This is a genomic window from Mesorhizobium sp. M0145 (genome assembly GCF_040322355.1).
GTDB lineage: Bacteria > Pseudomonadota > Alphaproteobacteria > Rhizobiales > Rhizobiaceae > Mesorhizobium.
Genome location: NZ_JAMYTK010000010.1, coordinates 114,136 through 130,826, shown reverse-complemented (window position 1 = coordinate 130,826; position 16,691 = coordinate 114,136). Strand labels below are relative to the sequence as shown.

Below are 16,691 nucleotides of genomic sequence, written 5' to 3'. Positions count from 1 at the left end.
CCTCCTTTCTGCTTTCAAGTTCTTGCCTTCTCCCCTTGTGGGAGAAGGTGGATCGGCGCGTAGCGCCGAGACGGTTGAGGGGTGATGCCCGGAGTGCCGCCGCCGCCAAGCTGGAGCACCCCTCATCCGTCGCCTTCGGCGACACCTTCTCCCACAAGGGGAGAAGGGGAGCCGCGCGCTCGGAGCCGCCTCGTCTAGATCACGACTTGACCGGCAGGCCGGTCGCCGCGGCGATCTGGCTTGCGGCATCGTCGAGCGCTGCCTTGGCGTCGGGATAGCCGCCGGCCAGATATTTGGTCTGCACCGCGCGGATGATGATTTCGGCGTCGCTCTGGAACGGCGTGCCGCGGCTGGGGACGACCTTGGGCAAGGTGCCGAGTATGTCCTTCCACACGGCTTGGCCACCCCAATAGGGCAGGCCTTCGGAGACATAAGGGTCGTTGAGCGCCGAGATCAGCGACGGCACCAGGCCGAAGCCTTTCAGCATGGTGATCTGGCCCTCATTCGTCGCAAGCGTGTATTTCAGATAGGCGTAGGCGGCTTCCTTGTTCTTCGACACCGAGGTGATGGCGAGCGAGGAGCCGCCGAGATTGGCGGCGCGCGGACCGTCGGCGGTCAGGCTCGGCATCAGATAGACGCCCCATTTGCCTGCCCCATCGGGCGATTCGGTGCGCACGGTGCCTTCATACCAGCCGCCATACATCTGCGTGGCGACCTTGCCGGCGGTGTTGTTGGTGATCTTGGTGCTCCAGTCGGCTGAGGAAATGATGCCGGCATCCTTCATCTCCTTGATCTTGGTCATGGCATCGACGCATTTGGGCTGGTTGACCGTGATCGATTGCCCGTCGGCGGAGAAGTAGGCGCAACCCTGCTCGTTGGAGATCATGCGGAAGAATTCGGAATCGCCGTTGAAATCGGCGTTGGTCATCGTGACGCCGGGATTGGCGGCCTGGATTTTCTTGGCGGCGGCGATGAAATCGTCCCAGGTCTTGATCGAGGACGGATCGACGCCAGCCTTCTCGTAGAAGTCGCGGCGGTAGAACATCGCCACTGGACCGGAATCCCAGGGCATCGCATAGGCCTTGTCGTCAACCTCGAGCTCGGTACGCTTGAAGTCGGGGAATTTTGCCTGGTCTTCCGCGGTGTAGCCGAGCGTATGCAGGTCGACGAAGCAATCCGGGAACTGGCTCCAGTAGTTTTCGGCTTCGCCGTTCTCGATCGTAACGATGTCAGGCAGCCCCTCGCCGCCGGCGGCACAGCCGGCGATTGATTTGTCGTAGGTCGGCTGGTTGCCAAGGTCCTCGACCGTCACCTTGATGTCGGGATACTGCTTATTGAAGCCCGCTATGGTGGCCTTCAGCGACGAAGCGGCGATATTCCAGCTCCAGATCGTGATTTCACCGGACTGCGCAAAGGCCGGGCTGGAGCCCAAGGCAAGCGCGAGCGCGGCGCAGGTCAATTTTATGCGCATTGAAATCCTCCCATTTCAGTTGCTCTCTGTTTGCGAGCGTGGCTAGACTAGGCCTCGGGAAAGCCTTGTCCGCGACAAAGGGAATAAGAAATGAGCGGAAAGTAAGATGCCGGAAAGGCCGTTTTACCAGCCTGGCGCCAGCAGCGTGGAGGGCCTGCCGCTGCTGCTGCAGATGTTCCACACCCAGCCCCTGGTGATGCTCAAGCCGCATTGGCACGCCCAGGTCGAGGTGAATTTCATCGTGCGTGGCGCCGTGCATTACCGCATGGATGGGCACGGGCTTTCGCTTTCTGCGGGCGACATGTGCCTGTTCTGGGGCGGCCTGCCGCACCAGATGGACGAAGCCTCCGACGATGCCATCTACGCCGGCGCGCATCTGCCACTGGTGCATTTCTTCCGGCTGCATTTGCCCGTAGATGTCCGCAACAGGCTGATGACCGGCGCGACGCTGGTGACCGACGCCACCGACCGGTCGGACGACCACAATTTCGAGCGCTGGAATCGCTATGCCCGCTCCGGCGATCCGGTCAAGGCCGAGCATGCCGTCAACGAGCTTTTGCTGCGGCTGGAGCGGGTGCGCTTCGAGCCTTACCGGCTGGTGCCCGAAACCCCGGTCGAACAGGAGATAGGCAGTCCCTTCGATCAGCAATCGCTGCGCAATGTCGGGCGCATGTGCGACTTCATCGCCGAGAATTTCCTCTACGAAATCGATTGCGTCGACATCGCCGCGGCGGCCGATATCCATCCCAAATACGCCATGAGCATCTTCAAGAAATCGACCGGCATGACGCTCAATGAATATGTGAATTTGCTGCGCCTCAGCTACGCGCAGGCGCTGCTGATGCATCAGGATGCCAATGTGCTGCGCGTCGCCATGGAATCGGGCTTCGGCTCGCTCAGTGCCTTCAACAAGTCGTTCCGCAAGCTTTCCGGCATGTCGCCGTCGGATTTCCGCAGGGGCGTGGCCGGCGCCAGATAACGGCTGGATTCAAGCGATAATATCCAGGCGCCTCGGCAGGCGGTTCATCGGCGACGGCCCGTTGGCGGTGATCAGGAACTGGTCCTCGAGATTGAAGCTGGCGAGACCGTCGATGTAGAGCGGGATCTCGAATGCCAGCACCATGCCGGCCTCGATCACGACAGTGCTGTCGGCCGAGATGAACGGCCATTGCTCGGAAAACACGGAATTGCCGACGCCGTGGCCGAAATGGCCGCGGCGATAGGAACGCAGGCCCTGGCGCGCCAGGCTTTCGCTGGCGGCGCGATGCACGGCGGCTAACGGCTTTCCGGGCATAAGCGCGACAAGCCCGTCGGCGAAGGCGCGTTCGGCTATCGCATGCAATTCGGCCTGTTCGGGCGACGGCGGCCCGAAGGTGAAATTCCGCGACATATCCGAGGCATAGCCGTTCACGCTGCACACCATGTCGGCCTTCAGCGGATCGCCGGCGGCGGCGACGGCGTCGGCGCCTTTTGGGCGAGCGCCCAGCGTGACGTATTCCGCCGTCGAGATTTGCTGCGACGACCCGGCGGCTGCATCCGCGACGCCTTGCCGGTAAAGCGCGACCAGCTCAGACTGACGCATGCCGGTCGTCGCATGCTGCTGCAGCCGCGACAGGCCGGCTTCCGACAGGGCGATGCCCTGCTGCAGAAGGTCGATCTCGCTCTGCGATTTGATTGCCCGCAGCCTGTCGAGAACCGGTGAGCCGTTGACCAGGGCAGTGCCCGGCAACATCGCCTGCAGCGCGGAAAAATCGCTGGCCGAGACGAAATCCAGCTCGATGCCGAGCGTCGCACGCTCCAGCCCGAATTCTGTAAAGATCGTTTTCAGCTCGCGGACGGAGCGGGCAAGCTCAAAGGTCGCCGGACGTGAAAAACCGGGAGCGCGGCCAACCAGGCCGGCCTCGATGCGCTGCGCAACAGGCCGGTCAGCCGTCGCCGGCTCGAGCGACGCCGATTCGATCCAGATCGCATGCGTGCGCAGCACGGCGCCGGCCATCGCCGCCCGGAGCCGGGCAGCCTGGAAATCCGCCACCACGACGCCGATCGGCAGGTCGCCTCGCTTGGGAATAACGACGAAACCGGCGCCGGCCCGCCGGAACAGGCCGGCCGGGCCGATCCAGGCACCGGTGGCATATTGGAACGCCTCGGGCTCGCAAAGCACCAGCGCCTCGATGCCGGCGCGCTGCATCAGGTCAGTTGCGCGCTCGCGGTCGACAAAGCCGGTCATGGGATCTCCTCGAATGCACTCGAATCCGACGCCGATGCGGCGGCGTTTGGCCTTAGCGTAGCTTCAGTGCCGCCGTGGAGCAGCTTTTTTCTGGAAGCGCTGTTCACCTTGAGAGTTCGTCGTCGGGAAACGAAAAAAGCCGCGGCGAACCACGGCTTTCAACGCGACGAGTGGTCTGTTTCGAATGCTTACTCGGTTTCGTCGGAAGTGTCGTCGGCAGTGTCTGCCGCGTCTTTCGCGGCCTTCCTATCCAGCGCTGCCTGCAAGGCCAGCGTAGCCTGCGGTGAGGCCGGTGTCGTGGCAACGACCGCCATTGCATGAGCAACGCCGGTCGTCGACTTGTCCTTGGCCGCGGCGGAAGTGGCGGCTCCGTGTCCCTGCGAGCCGGCCCCAGCCGAGTTTCCGCCGTTACCGTTGCTGCCGCCATTGCCGTTGCCATTGCCATTGCCCCCGGGAGCAGCGAGTACCGGAGATGCGACAAGGGTGAGAGCGGCTACAGTCGCGAATAGACAGGTGCGCGTTTTCATAGTTCCTCCTTCGAGTCGCCCTCCCGCCAGGATGGGTTTCAGATGAAAAACGTCAGGACTTTCGAATCCGAAAGTCGGCTGTTACCTAGCTTTGTTCAAATACAGTATTCTACAAGACGGACCTTGGTCCGAAATCGATACGCAAAAGTCCTGAATTTTATCGACAGCGTACTTCGGACGACCGCAGCGGCGGGATTTTTGCTGCCGGCAGATCCGGCGCCGCTACAGCGCAGTGTGCGTCGGCTGACATCAGGCTAGGGTCGAGGAAACCTAGCTGCTCGGCCATCGGTGAGATCATTCAAGGTGATTGAGGAACATTCCACATTTCGTGAAGTTGGGAGCGCAGGCGCGCTTTTGAGGTGCCAAAATGTTTGATGCCGGCGGGCTTTTGGGAGGAAGCCATGATCCGCGTCACGCCTGCATTTCGTGTTTCGCGCCGCCGCGCGTTGCAGTTTGGCCTGGGAGCAACGCTCGCTTCGGCCACCGGCCTTGCCCCGGTTTCCCGGGCCTATGCGCAGGATGAGGTCAAAGACGAAGACATTTTTTTCCGGTTCGCCCTCAATCTCGAATATATATGGAAGCCGAATATTACCTGCGCGGTACAACCGGAAAAGGGATCGAAGACTCGGATGCTGGCCCGAAGGCCGGCGCTGTCGTCGGCGGCAAACAGGTCAGCTTTGACACGCCTGCAATCGGCGAGTTCATGCGCCCATGGCGTCCAAAAAGCTAGTGAGTTCAATTGGCTCGCCCGAAAAGGGTCGAACTCCTGACCCCTAGATTCTGGTCTGAGAAGTCAAGATATAGGCGGTTCGAACGTGTCCCCTACTCCGTCAACGCTCCGGCTTCCCACCGCCAAGGCACATCATGGTTTAGGGGCTTGGCTTAGACGCTCGAAGTGAAGTACCCAGCCCATACCTATTCTATTCTGGAGTCTCCACGTTGATCGTAGCGGTCAAGGCCGCCGAGAATCCGAGATGGTCAATACCAGTGAAATGATGCAGGTTCTTCTGGACCACGTGGCAAGCAGGCCGCTGAGCAGACGTAGCTTCCTGGTTTCAGCATATGGACCCTCTTTGTAATACGAATTGAAAATTGCGCCCTCATGTTTCAGAACAGGTCGGTAGACCCGCGAGGATGATTTCGAATCCTGCGGGTCGCTCACGGTCCTCAAGGCGAGAATTCTAAGAGACGTTCAACAATGACCCAGCACGCAGAAAACGCTCGAATTCTCATGTACAGCCACGACACGTTCGGGCTCGGCCATTTGCAGCGCTGCCGGACTATCGCGCATTCGCTGGTCGAGGATTTCCGCGGACTTCAGGTGCTTATCATTTCGGGTGCGACTATCGCTGGCGCCTTCGACTACCGCGCCCGTGTCGACTTCGTGAAGATCCCCAGCGTCATCAAGCTGCGCAACGGCGAATACACCTCGCTGGAAAAGGACATCGATCTGCATGAGACGCTAAGGATGCGCCAGTCGATCATCCGCCATACAGCTGAGACCTTCCGGCCGGATATCTTCATCGTCGACAAGGAACCGCTCGGCCTGCGCGGTGAGATTGAGGACACGCTGTCCTACCTCAAGACGCGGGGCACCACGCTGGTGCTTGGCCTGCGCGAGGTGATGGATGCGCCGCATCTGCTCGAAGCAGAGTGGGCACGCAGAGACGTGATGCGCAAGATAGGCGTCTTTTACGACAAGGTCTGGGCCTATGGTCCGCCGGATTTCTACGATCCGCTGACGGGCTTGGATGTGCCCCCGGCTGTCAGGGCAAAGATGAGGTTCGTCGGTTTCCTGCAACGGAGCCTGCAGCGGAACGAGTTGCCCGGCCACCGACCCGAGGGCGACTATATCCTCGTTACTACCGGTGGCGGCGGTGACGGCGCCGATCTGATCCACGACGTCATCGATGCCTATCAGCAGGATCCGCAATTGCAGCATAGAGCCCTGATCGTGCTTGGGCCTTACATGCCGGCGCGCAAGCGCAACAAGCTGCTCAAGAAGGGGTCCAAGATCCCCTACATCAAGATCATCGAGTTCGACAACCGTATGGAAGACCTGATTGCCGGCGCCAAGGCGGTAGTGGCGATGGGCGGCTACAACACCTATTGCGAGATACTGTCTTTCGACAAGCCGGCGCTGATCGTGCCGCGCGTCGAGCCCCGCCGGGAACAACTGATCCGCGCACGGCGCGCAGCCGAACTCGGCCTCATCGAGATGCTTTTGCCTGAAGAAGCCGAGGATTCCCGGCGGTTTGCTGATGCACTGAAGGTGCTGCCGGACCGGCCCCGCCCATCGCAGAGCAATCCGCATCTGACGCTGGAAGGGCTGCCTCATATTTCCGAAATCGTCGCGGAACTGCTCGACCGGCGGGCCGGCCATCACCTTTCGGTCATTGAAGGAATGACCTGAGTTGCAACATCGCAAGATCGTCGTGGTTCTGAAGGGTTACCCGCGGCTGTCCGAAACCTTCATCGCGCAGGAACTGCTCGGTCTTGAGCGTGCGGGGTTCGACCTGATACTCGTCGCGCTCAGGCGGCCGACCTACGAAAAACGCCACCCCGTGCATGACGAGATCAAAGCGCCCGTCCATTATCTGCCGGAATATCTGCATGAAGAGCCGCTGCGCGTGCTTCGCTCGCTGTTTGCCTCTCTGCTGCGTCCGGGCTTCTGGCGCGCGCTCGGATCGCTGGCTGCCGATATGCCCCGCGACTTTACGCGCAATCGCGCGCGCCGCTTCGGGCAAGCGCTCGTGCTGTCGGCCGAATGGCCGGAAAACGCGGGCTGGCTGCATGCACATTTCGCGCACACGCCTGCATCGGTGACGCGCTATGCCAGCCAGCTTCGTGGCCTGCCCTGGACCTGCTCGGCCCATGCCAAGGACATCTGGACTTCGGCCGACTGGGATCTGGCCGGCAAGCTTTCCTCGGCGCGCTGGACGGTCACTTGCACGAAAACCGGCTTCGACCGTCTGAAAAAACTCGCTAACGGCAACTCGTCTGTGCATCTGAGCTATCATGGGCTCGACCTTGATCGCTTCGGCAGTTTCGGCGAGGCGCGAAAGCAGCATGACGGCTCGGCTCCGGACGAACCGGTTGTCGTTCTGAGTGTCGGGCGCGCCGTTGAAAAGAAAGGTTACGATACGTTGCTGGAGGCCCTTGCCCTGTTGCCCGGCGATTTGGCGTGGCGTTTCGAGCATATCGGCGGCGGCGAAGAACTGGAACGGTTCAAGTCGCTGGCGCAAAAGCTCGGCCTGGATGGTCGCGTCTCTTGGAAAGGCGCGCTTGCGCAGGAGGAGGTGCTTGAGCACTACCGCCGCGCCGACATCTTCGCCCTGGCCTGCAGGATCACCGCAAATGGCGACCGCGACGGTCTGCCGAACGTTCTGGTGGAGGCGGCTAGCCAGCGGCTTGCCTGCGTGTCGACCGATATTTCCGGCGTGCCGGAGCTTTTATCGCCGGATGAAACCGGGTTGCTGGTTCCGACGGAAAACCCGATTGCCCTGGCACAGGCGCTGGAGCGCCTGATCCGTGATCCCGTGCTCCGCGACCGCCTCGGCGACGCCGCAGAGCGGCGCGTGCGCGGCAATTTCGATCATATGGCAAGCATTGGACAGCTCAAGGAACTGTTCGAGCGGGAGTGGCGGGCCGCCGAATGAAGCGGCTGCGCGCTTTCTTCTATGTCCAGCACCTGCTCGGCATCGGCCATCTCGCGCGCGCCAGCCGCATTGCGGCGGCTCTGGTCGATGACGGGTTTGACGTTACCGTCGTGACCGGCGGAGCGCCGATCGCCGGGTTTCCGGGACTGGGTGTACAATCTGTAACCCTGCCACCTGTCACCTCCGGTGATGAAGGATTTTCGGGACTTGTCGACCTGCAAGGCAACCCGATCGACGATGATTTCAAGAAATGGCGTTCAGAGATGCTGCTGCAGGCATTCCGGGATTGCAGGCCTGATATCGTCATTGTCGAGGCGTTTCCATTTGGACGCCGGCAGATGCGTTTCGAACTCTTGCCGCTGATCGAGGCCATCGACGCGACGTCGCCCAGACCGCTGCTGGCGACGTCCGTCCGTGATATCCTCCAGGAGCGCGTCAAGCTGGGCCGAAACGAGGAAACGGTCGATCTCATCAACAGGCATTTCGATCTTGTTATGGTTCACGGCGATCCGGCTTTCGCAACCATCGACAAGACATTTCCACTGGCTGGGGCGATCAGGGCCGAGGTCACCTACACGGGGCTCGTTGCCGCGCCGCCATCGCCCGCGGCCTCCGAGCGCTTCGACGTTCTGGTGTCGGTTGGCGGCGGGGCTGCCGGAAAGAGCCTTGTCAGATCCACCATCGCAGCGGCGCGGAATGCCAACAACGCTTGGAAATGGTGTTTGATCACCGGCCCAAACCTGCCGAAAGACGAGTTTGACGCGATCGCACGCGATGCCACGCCGGGCCTGTCCATCTTCCGGTTCCGCGAGGATTTCGCCAGCCTGCTGACCGGCGCCCGCCTGTCAGTCTCGCAGGCGGGTTACAACACGGTCTGCGATGTCCTGCGCGCGGGCTGTCGCTCCCTGCTCGTCCCATTTGCAGCCGGCGGGGAAACCGAACAGACGGTTCGCGCCCTGATGCTCGAAGAACTCGGTCTTGCAACGGTGCTGATGGAAAAGGACCTGACGCCTGAAGGTTTGGCGCAAGCGGTCGAACAAGCGCTTGTGGAACCGACGCCATCCGCGCATCGTCTCGATCTGGAAGGCGCGCGTCGCTCCGCGCAAATCCTGCGCGAGCGGCATCGAACATGGTCCCTAAACGTGGGGCCCGGTTTCGGAAAAGTTCATGATTAAACAGACGATAGATCCTAGAGCGGTTCATCGTTCCACGCAGAACCGCTCTGTCTCTTTGTTTTGACGCAATTCCGGACGGAAAGCCGTTTCCACACTTTCCTGCAAATGCTCTAACGCGCGTCGCGTCTGGTGAGATTCGTGCGACGCGCTTCAAGTCCTGTTTTTATGCGTGTCGTTGTCCCAAAACCGCTACGCGCTTTTGGGCGAAATGCATTAAACAGTTCCAATCAGCATGAAGCGCGTATAATTTTTTGTCGGCAGTTCGCCGGAGAACCGCACCTCCCGTAGCGCCGCCATTTCCTCGAAGGCTGCAAGCGAAGCCACGCAGTTGATGTGCGTCGGCTCGCTGAAATAATCGTTCGATTGCAGCAGTACATTCGTGCCCGGCGGAAGCAGAGCAAGCCAGGCGCGCAGATCGGCTATGTGTTCGCAGCTCGTATTGATCATCAGATCGGGCCGCCCGGCCGCATAGTCGAGTGCGTACATATCTGCCGTCAGCGCCCGGAACCGGTCGCCGGCTTCCCGGTTGAGGGTCCGGGCGACCGGCGCGACTTCGGGATCGATGTCGATGCTATCGACCGCCGCGATGTCGAAGCGAGCGTCGTTGAAAAGCATTGCCGGCAATACGCCGTACCATCCACCCAGAACCCATATGCGCCCGAAGCGGCCGCCGCCGCTTTCGAACAGCCTGTCGAGCGCCCACATCTTGCAGGCGACCTGCTTGTGGTTGAAGGCGTTGGCGATATCGGCCTTCGGATGCTTGGCGACGACGCGCGCCAGCCCTGCCACGAGAGGGCAGTTGACATAAGCAGCAATTCCCCGCGTGAGGTCCAAGGCTTGCTCGTGCCAGTCCATGGCATTGCGTGGTTGCGTGACATCCATCATAATTCGTCTTGTATGTTGGGATTTTGGGCGACACAACGCAATCTTGCCTTCCGCAAGACTGTTTGATTCCGCGGACGTGATCATGCTGCAAGCCGCTTGGCTATTGCCCGGTGCCGGAGAGAGCCTGTTGCATCTGTCCGGATCATCGGCGTCCATCCGCCAGCACCAGCCGCGCAGCTGCGGCCTCGTGCTGCTCGGCTGTTCGCCAAAGCCCTGCGAAAGCCGCGGACCGTTTGGCCAGCTGCTTTCTTCGCCGATCAACAATGCCCATGTCGTTGCCATCGACCATGCGCCGGAACTGGATCGCGCCGCCTCGCAGGTTCCTTGCATCGTTGAGCGCAGGACAAGGTCCGTGCACAGCAGCTTCGAACTTGTCGTTGGCGATGAAGAAATTGCCGATACGCCATTCGCCAGCAGGTGCTTTTACATCCTGCATCCTTCCAACTGAAGGGTCCACAGTCGCATATGGAAGCCAGCCTAGCCCGCTATATCTGGACGCACACCAAGAAGCAGCAGCTCTGGATATTGATGATCGTCGTGCTTTCGATGATCCCGTATTTCATGTCCTTCGACCTGCCGAAGCTGATCGTCAACGGACCGATCCAAGGTCGCGGCTTCGAGCAACCGGGCGCGACCCAGCCATTCATGAGGCTACATTATAACCTGCCGTTCATTGGAGAGGTCCAGTTCTTCTCCGGTTTTCAGCTCGACCGCGAGGAGACCCTGTTTGCCCTGAGCCTTGTGTTCCTCTTGCTAGTCGTCATCAACGGCCTGTTCAAATTCTACATCAACACCTACAAGGGCCGCCTCGGCGAACGCATGCTGCGGCGTATCCGCTTCGATCTGGTCGACCGTGTGCTGCGTTTTCCGCCGGTTTACTTCAAGCGGGTGAAATCCGCCGAAGTGGCGACCATGGTGAAGGACGAGGTGGAGCCGCTGGGCGGCTTCATCGGCGACGCCTTCCTGCAGCCGGTACTGCTCGGCGGCCAAGCGCTGACGGCCATGCTGTTCATCATGATCCAGAACGTCTGGCTCGGAATGATAGCGGTCGTGATCGTGGCGATCCAGATCGTGCTCATCCCGCGAATGCGGCGGCGGCTGATCGTGCTCGGGCGCCAACGGCAGTTGACGGCGCGCGCGCTTTCGGGCCGGGTTGGCGAAATCGTCGACGGCATCGGCGCGGTTCACGTCCACGATACATCAAACTACGAGCGCGCCGACATAGCTGCCCGGCTCGGGCTCATCTTCAAGATCCGCTTCGATCTTTACCAATGGAAATTCATGGTGAAGTTCCTCAACAATTTTCTCGCGCAGCTCACGCCCTTTCTGTTCTACATGATCGGCGGGTATCTGGTCCTCCAGGGGCGGCTGGACGTCGGCCAGCTCGTGGCCGTGATCGGCGCCTACAAGGACCTGCCCGGACCGATGAAGGAACTGATCGACTGGGATCAGGATCGGCAGGATGTCCAGGTCAAATATCAACAGGTCGTTGAACAGTTCACCGTCGAAGGTCTCATCGCGCCGAAAATCGGGGTATTGACGATCGACGATCCCGATCCGATGACCAAGCCGCTGTCGGCGATCAATCTGTCCGTAGCAGACGATGGCGGTGCAATGCTCCTTAACCGTATCTCCCTCCAGGTCAAGCCGGGTGAGACGGTTGCACTGGTCAGTACCGCAACAGGTGGAGCGGAGGCGCTTGCAGAAGCCTTCGCGCGGCTGAACTGGCCGGACAGCGGAAGGGTCGCTTCGGGCACCGACGACCTGCTTGAACTCCCCGAAGCAGTAACCGGCCGGCGCATGTCGTATGCCTCGTCGGATGTTTTCCTGTTCCAGGCAAGCCTCCGCGACAACCTGCTCTACGGGTTGAAGCATGCGCCGCTGACATCGGTGCCTTATGACGGTGCTGCGGCAGATCAGCACCGCTGGAACATTCACGAGGCGCGCCGGTCGGGCAATCCGGATCTTGATATCCACAGCGACTGGATCAACTATGCTTCCGCTGGCGCTACCGGCCCGCACGACCTCTTTGAAGCCGTGCGCCGGGTGCTCGACGCGGTTGTTCTGTCGCGTGACATTCTGGATCTCGGCTTGCGCTCTTCGGCCGACCTCACGCGTCACACGGAGCTTGCCAGGCGGATCGTCGAACTGCGTGCGGCGCTGCGGACCCGGCTGGAACAAGAGGGGCTGAGCGGACTGGTGGTTCCTTTCGAACCGGGCGCCTACAACAAGGAAGCAACGATCGGCCAAAACCTGCTCTTCGGCGCTGCCGCCGGCCCCGAACTGGCCGATAGGGCCCTGGCGGCCAATCCCTATTTTGCTTCCGTGCTGAGGCAAGCCGGCCTCGACCGCACGCTCTACGAAATGGGCTTGGAGATCGCCAAACAGGCGATCGAGCTGTTTGCCGACCTGCCGCCCGATCACCAGTTCTTCCAGCAGCTCGCCTTCATGAGCGCGGAGGAGATACCCGCCTACGAAACCTTGCTGCAACGGCTCAAGAACCGTCCCTACGAGGCGGTTTCGGAGAACGATCGCGCCATGATCGTCACCTTGAGCTTTGCCTACATCGAGCCCCGGCACCGCTTCGGCCTGCTGAGCGACGAGCTGATGAGCAAGATCGTCGCTGCACGCAACCGGTTCTATGAAGACCTGCCGCCCGAGCTGCACAATGCGGTCGAACGGTATGATCCTGCCAAATACATTGCCGCGGCCACCGTCATGGATAATGTCCTGTTCGGGCGTGTGGGCAACAATCATCCCGACGCGCCCGACCGCATACGCTCCATCGTCTATGACATTCTTGACGAACTGGGGCTTTATGGCGAACTTCTGGATGTCGGCCTGGACTTCAACGTCGGCTCCGGCGGCAGGCGGCTGACCGGTGGACAGCGACAGAAGCTCGATGTTGCCCGGGCCTTGCTCAAGCGTCCCGATTTTCTCATTCTCAACCGGCCGCTGTCGGCGCTCGACCAGCGCATGCAGGATAAGGTGCTGCGAAATGTGCTCGAGGAAGCCAGGCGCGACGGCCATTCGCCGGCAATTGTGTGGGTCGTGACGAATCCGGCAATGGCGATGATGTTCGATCGCGTTATCGTCTTCGACTCGGGTCAATTGGCGGAAGACGGAACACACGAGACACTTTTGGCAGGGAACGGTATCTTCAAGGAACTGTTGTCATAGAGCAACGGACATTCAGATGGGATCATTCTGCCGGTGCACGATATCGGGCTCGCCACCTTTCGCGTGGTTTGTCTCGCCATCCCGGAAAGAGAATTGATTCCATCTGGGCGTCCGTTGCTCTAGTCTGGCAAACGCGAATTTTGGAAGGTTTGCGACAATGCTGCTCAAGGATGAAGTTGGAATGCTGCAACGCGTTCCCTTGTTCTCTGCCATCGAGCCGACAAAGCTCAAGCTGCTTGCGTTCACATCCGATCGTGTGAGCTACAGCGCCGGCCAGATCCTTTTCCGGCAGGGCGACGAGGGAGACGCCGCCTATGTCATCCTTTCAGGCAGGGCCGATATTCTTGTCGATTCCGACAGCGGACCGATAAAAGTTGCCGAACTGGAGCCAAATTCGATCGTTGGCGAGATCGCCATATTGTGCAACAGCTCCCGCACTGCCACCGTCAGAGCGGCAAGTCCGCTGGAAGCCCTGAGAATCCGCAAGGATCATTTCCTGAGGCTTATGAGGGAGTTCCCGGAAATGACCATCGAGATATTGCGGGTTCTTGCCGATCGCCTAAGCCATACGACCGCGGATCTGATCGACGCACGAAGCGCCAAATAACGAAGGACGTGCGCTCGATCCTCGCCGTCGTGACGGCACTGTCCTCTCGCTGAGAAGATCACCCGGAGAAAGCCTGTCTCGCCTAGCAGCAGTTGTTTGGATATGATGGGCGAAGGGGTAGCATGGACGACAACGTTTTCCTGGTCAGGTTTTGGGGTGTCCGCGGCAGCATTTCGGTATCAGGGCCAGAATTCTCTCGCTATGGCGGCAACTCAATCTGCGTCGAGATGCGATGCGGTAAGCATACGCTTCTGTTCGACGCAGGCTCTGGCCTACGGCCTGCCGGCGCGGCGCTTCAGGCGTTGGGCGTGACCGATTTCGACCTGCTTTTCACCCATTGCCATTACGATCACATCATCGGGCTGCCGTCTTTTGCGCCGATCTATGACCGGGGCGCCAAGGTTACGCTTTGGTCCGGGCATCTTGCAGGACACATGACGACCCGGCAGATGGTCGATGAGTTCATGCGGCCGCCGTGGTTTCCGGTGAAACTGGAGGCCTGCAAGGCAAGCCTCGACTATCGCGATTTCGTATCCGGAGACGTGCTTCGCCCGCGCGAAGGGGTGGTGGTCCGAACCGGCAGTCTTATGCATCCGGGCGGCTGCATAGGCTACCGGGTCGAATGGGGCGGCGGCGTCGTGGCGGTGATCACAGACACTGAGCACGAGCCGGACAAACTCGATCAGGCGGTGCTCGGCCTGATCGAAGATGCCGACCTCGTCATTTACGATTGCACCTACACCGAGGAGGAAATGGAACGCCGCCGCGGTTACGGGCACTCGACTTGGCAACAGGGCGTCAAGCTCTGTGAGGCGGCCGGTGCGCGGAGGCTTGCGCTGTTTCACCACGATCCGACACGCACCGACAAGGAACTGGACAAGATCCAGAAACTGGCCAAGGACAGGTTTACCGGCGCTTTTGCCGCGCGGGATGGCCAGACGCTCAAACTTCCAGTCTCATTGCGCAAAAGGCGCTGAGCTATTTTCCTCTATCTCTTTGTTTTGACGCAATTCCGGACGGAAACCGTTCATACTTTCCTGGAATTGTTCTACCGGCGCTGCGCCCGATCAATGTGCTGATCGGAAGCCATGCGCAGGCTTCAGTCTGTGCGGTGACTGTGAACAGCCGTTCGAGGAAGAGCCAGGCCGATTCATCATGTACGAGATGGTGGGTGAGCAGGCCCACCGGTTCGCCCCCATCGAATGCATGCTGCAATTGCGCGATGATAGTCTGAACCAATAGGCCATGATCGCGGCAGCCGCGCGTGCCATGCCAATCCATGATGTCGACATTGCTGTTGATGACCGCAAGTGAAGCCGGCCTTGGCGGCCCATAGACCGACAATGCCGAAAATCCTATCGATCCAAGGTCGGATACCAAGCCGGCGTCGATCCTGTTCCAGGGTGGCACCAGCATCGGAACGGCACGTGCGCCGTGCAGGCCGGTTACGTGCGCCAGCCCGCGAGCCAGATCATCGAGCACCGCCTCGCGTGGCCGATGCGCGCCGAGCTCCTGCTTCTTCTGGCCCTCGGGCGCATGATTTCGGTGCGCCCAGCCATGGATGGCGACCGTGGCATGCGGCGCCTCGTCAAGCCGAACGACAAGCTTCTCGTCAGTCAGGGCGGGAATGACGGCCAGAGTCACCGGAACCGCGAATTCACCGGTGAGGTCGAGCAACCGATCAAGCGCAGGCGTCGGATCCACGGCGTCATCGTCGCGCAGCCAGAACTCTGCCTTACGGTCCGCCCGTTGCCGGCTCGCCAGTTCCTCCACCAAGGGTTGCCAGATTTGATCGGATGTCATGAGACCGGGATCTTCGCAAGAAGTTCGGCCAGACGCGCCGCTGCAGCACCGAGAGAACGTTCTTCGAGGATGAAACGTCTGGCTTCTGCGGCCATGATGGATCTTTCGTCGTTACGGGCCAGAAGCCTTTCAATGGCAGAAGCGAACGCCGCCACATCGTCCGGCGGGGTGAGAAACCCGGCCTGGCCATCCCGGACGACCTCCGGCACGCCGGCGACGTCCTGAGCCACAACCGGAAGGCCGGCGGCCTGTGCTTCAAGATAGGCAACGCCATAGGCCTCGCCGAAACCCGGCCAGACGTAAATTCCCCCACTGTAGAGGACATCCGGCACGGCGGCTGGCTCAATCGCGCCAAGCCATTCGATACGCTCGGCGGGCAAGCCGGCGAATTGCGCTTTGATCTCCTCGCGGGCAGGTCCGTCCCCGACGACCGACATGGTCCAGGGCAGGTGACCGATCGAACCGAGCGCCTGCGCCAGCATGCGATAGCTTTCGACTTTGTCGCCCGGGCGCATCATGGCGACGGTAACGAGGCGCGTCGGACAACCGCGTGCCGGCGTTTCCCGGAATAGCGATGTGTCGATGAAGGGCGAAAGCATGCCGAAAGCGGCGTCGGGTACCGCATCTGCCAGTCCCTGACGATCCCTTTGCGTGAAGCAGATGTTCAGCGCCGCCTGTTCGACGGCTCGCGCCACCAACGCTTGCGTATCGGCCCACAAACCGGTGTTGCGCCGCCTCGAATAGGAGGCTTCCGCTGTCACATAGGGGACACCAAAGGCCAACGCCAGTTCGGGCCCGATCAGGTCGGGCGCCTTGTAATAGGGATGATAGGTGAACCACAGATCGGGCTTGCCGTCACGATCCCAAAGCCTTGCCAGCCGCGCGGCTTCCTCCCGGGCCTCGATCTTGAGCGCATCGAAACTTTTCGAATCCGGTTCGCGTAGATAGAAGCGCAATTCGGATGCCAGTTCGACGCTATGTCCTCCATGCTCCAGCGCCTTGACCAGCATCCGTGCCATCTGGCGGTCGCCGGAGGCGACGGGATGATTGGGCGACTTCAGCGGCGCATAGAAGGCAATTCGCATCGCCGGACCCTATCATCGGAAAGCCTGCGCAAGTCAATTTCGAAGCATGATCGACTTCACCCTCAAGCACTG

Annotated in this window: 13 protein-coding genes and 1 pseudogene; 8 read left to right on the top strand and 6 right to left on the bottom strand. The window is 60.7% G+C overall.

The annotated features are described in order from the left end of the window. Positions 1-199: 199 nt before the first annotated feature. Positions 200-1,471 (bottom strand): extracellular solute-binding protein, encoded by a 1,272-nt coding sequence (locus NKJ28_RS16755; RefSeq protein ID WP_023675947.1) that lies wholly within the window; start codon positions 1,469-1,471, stop codon positions 200-202. Between the two features lie 106 nt (positions 1,472-1,577). Between NKJ28_RS16755 and NKJ28_RS16750 the strand changes: the two genes are divergently transcribed. After that, on the top strand, positions 1,578-2,450 hold the full coding sequence (locus tag NKJ28_RS16750; protein ID WP_352541929.1) for a helix-turn-helix domain-containing protein: 873 nt from the start codon (positions 1,578-1,580) through the stop codon (positions 2,448-2,450). A 9-nt stretch (positions 2,451-2,459) separates the two neighbouring features. Here NKJ28_RS16750 and NKJ28_RS16745 read toward each other — a convergent pair whose 3' ends face one another. Continuing rightward, the gene (locus NKJ28_RS16745) at positions 2,460-3,698 is read right to left on the bottom strand and encodes a M24 family metallopeptidase (protein WP_352577351.1); all 1,239 of its coding nucleotides are present in this window, start codon (positions 3,696-3,698) and stop codon (positions 2,460-2,462) included. Positions 3,699-3,886: 188 nt separating this feature from the next. After that, positions 3,887-4,225 (bottom strand): hypothetical protein, encoded by a 339-nt coding sequence (locus tag NKJ28_RS16740; RefSeq protein WP_023675950.1) that lies wholly within the window; start codon positions 4,223-4,225, stop codon positions 3,887-3,889. 401 nt (positions 4,226-4,626) lie between these two features. Between NKJ28_RS16740 and NKJ28_RS16735 the strand changes: the two are divergent. The 4 genes and pseudogenes from NKJ28_RS16735 to NKJ28_RS16720 form a co-directional block, all read left to right on the top strand. Beyond that, positions 4,627-4,934, top strand: a pseudogene (locus NKJ28_RS16735) (ferritin-like domain-containing protein); the annotation flags it as partial. 489 nt (positions 4,935-5,423) lie between these two features. Continuing rightward, entirely contained in the window at positions 5,424-6,638 is a 1,215-nt protein-coding gene (locus tag NKJ28_RS16730) for a glycosyltransferase family protein (RefSeq protein WP_352450264.1), read from the top strand. A 1-nt stretch (position 6,639) separates the two neighbouring features. Beyond that, positions 6,640-7,884, top strand: coding sequence for a glycosyltransferase (locus tag NKJ28_RS16725; protein WP_352636485.1), 1,245 nt, complete (start codon positions 6,640-6,642; stop codon positions 7,882-7,884). After that, positions 7,881-9,059 (top strand): glycosyltransferase family protein, encoded by a 1,179-nt coding sequence (locus NKJ28_RS16720; protein ID WP_352570090.1) that lies wholly within the window; start codon positions 7,881-7,883, stop codon positions 9,057-9,059. The genes NKJ28_RS16725 and NKJ28_RS16720 overlap by 4 nt, the downstream gene beginning before the upstream one ends. Positions 9,060-9,272: 213 nt before the next feature. Here NKJ28_RS16720 and NKJ28_RS16715 read toward each other — a convergent pair whose 3' ends face one another. Further along, complete coding sequence (locus NKJ28_RS16715) at positions 9,273-9,941, bottom strand: class I SAM-dependent methyltransferase (RefSeq protein WP_352470917.1); 669 nt, start codon at positions 9,939-9,941, stop codon at positions 9,273-9,275. Between the two features lie 468 nt (positions 9,942-10,409). Between NKJ28_RS16715 and NKJ28_RS16710 the strand changes: the two genes are divergently transcribed. From NKJ28_RS16710 to NKJ28_RS16700, 3 genes are all read left to right on the top strand, one after another. Continuing rightward, positions 10,410-13,124, top strand: coding sequence for an ABC transporter transmembrane domain-containing protein (locus tag NKJ28_RS16710; protein ID WP_352570088.1), 2,715 nt, complete (start codon positions 10,410-10,412; stop codon positions 13,122-13,124). Positions 13,125-13,281: 157 nt separating this feature from the next. Then, on the top strand, positions 13,282-13,731 hold the full coding sequence (locus NKJ28_RS16705) for a cyclic nucleotide-binding domain-containing protein (protein ID WP_023675957.1): 450 nt from the start codon (positions 13,282-13,284) through the stop codon (positions 13,729-13,731). A gap of 122 nt (positions 13,732-13,853) precedes the next feature. Continuing rightward, positions 13,854-14,708 (top strand): MBL fold metallo-hydrolase, encoded by an 855-nt coding sequence (locus tag NKJ28_RS16700; protein WP_352570087.1) that lies wholly within the window; start codon positions 13,854-13,856, stop codon positions 14,706-14,708. A 1-nt stretch (position 14,709) separates the two neighbouring features. On the opposite strand, the gene NKJ28_RS16695 is transcribed toward NKJ28_RS16700, so the two are convergent. Next, positions 14,710-15,534, bottom strand: coding sequence for a polysaccharide deacetylase family protein (locus NKJ28_RS16695; protein ID WP_352636484.1), 825 nt, complete (start codon positions 15,532-15,534; stop codon positions 14,710-14,712). After that, complete coding sequence (locus NKJ28_RS16690) at positions 15,531-16,619, bottom strand: glycosyltransferase family 4 protein (protein WP_352636483.1); 1,089 nt, start codon at positions 16,617-16,619, stop codon at positions 15,531-15,533. Before NKJ28_RS16690 ends, NKJ28_RS16695 begins: the two co-directional genes overlap by 4 nt. Positions 16,620-16,691: the final 72 nt, after the last annotated feature.

Bases quoted from the DNA above. Each gene is read 5' to 3' on its own strand.
- NKJ28_RS16695 (WP_352636484.1), bottom strand. From the start codon at position 15,534: ATGACATCCGATCAAATCTGGCAACCCTTGGTGGAGGAACTGGCGAGC.
- NKJ28_RS16755 (WP_023675947.1), bottom strand. From the start codon at position 1,471: ATGCGCATAAAATTGACCTGCGCCGCGCTCGCGCTTGCCTTGGGCTCC.
- NKJ28_RS16720 (WP_352570090.1), top strand. From the start codon at position 7,881: ATGAAGCGGCTGCGCGCTTTCTTCTATGTCCAGCACCTGCTCGGCATC.
- NKJ28_RS16710 (WP_352570088.1), top strand. From the start codon at position 10,410: ATGGAAGCCAGCCTAGCCCGCTATATCTGGACGCACACCAAGAAGCAG.
- NKJ28_RS16740 (WP_023675950.1), bottom strand. From the start codon at position 4,225: ATGAAAACGCGCACCTGTCTATTCGCGACTGTAGCCGCTCTCACCCTT.
- NKJ28_RS16745 (WP_352577351.1), bottom strand. From the start codon at position 3,698: ATGACCGGCTTTGTCGACCGCGAGCGCGCAACTGACCTGATGCAGCGC.
- NKJ28_RS16730 (WP_352450264.1), top strand. From the start codon at position 5,424: ATGACCCAGCACGCAGAAAACGCTCGAATTCTCATGTACAGCCACGAC.
- NKJ28_RS16750 (WP_352541929.1), top strand. From the start codon at position 1,578: ATGCCGGAAAGGCCGTTTTACCAGCCTGGCGCCAGCAGCGTGGAGGGC.
- NKJ28_RS16690 (WP_352636483.1), bottom strand. From the start codon at position 16,619: ATGCGAATTGCCTTCTATGCGCCGCTGAAGTCGCCCAATCATCCCGTC.
- NKJ28_RS16700 (WP_352570087.1), top strand. From the start codon at position 13,854: ATGGACGACAACGTTTTCCTGGTCAGGTTTTGGGGTGTCCGCGGCAGC.
- NKJ28_RS16705 (WP_023675957.1), top strand. From the start codon at position 13,282: ATGCTGCTCAAGGATGAAGTTGGAATGCTGCAACGCGTTCCCTTGTTC.
- NKJ28_RS16715 (WP_352470917.1), bottom strand. From the start codon at position 9,941: ATGGATGTCACGCAACCACGCAATGCCATGGACTGGCACGAGCAAGCC.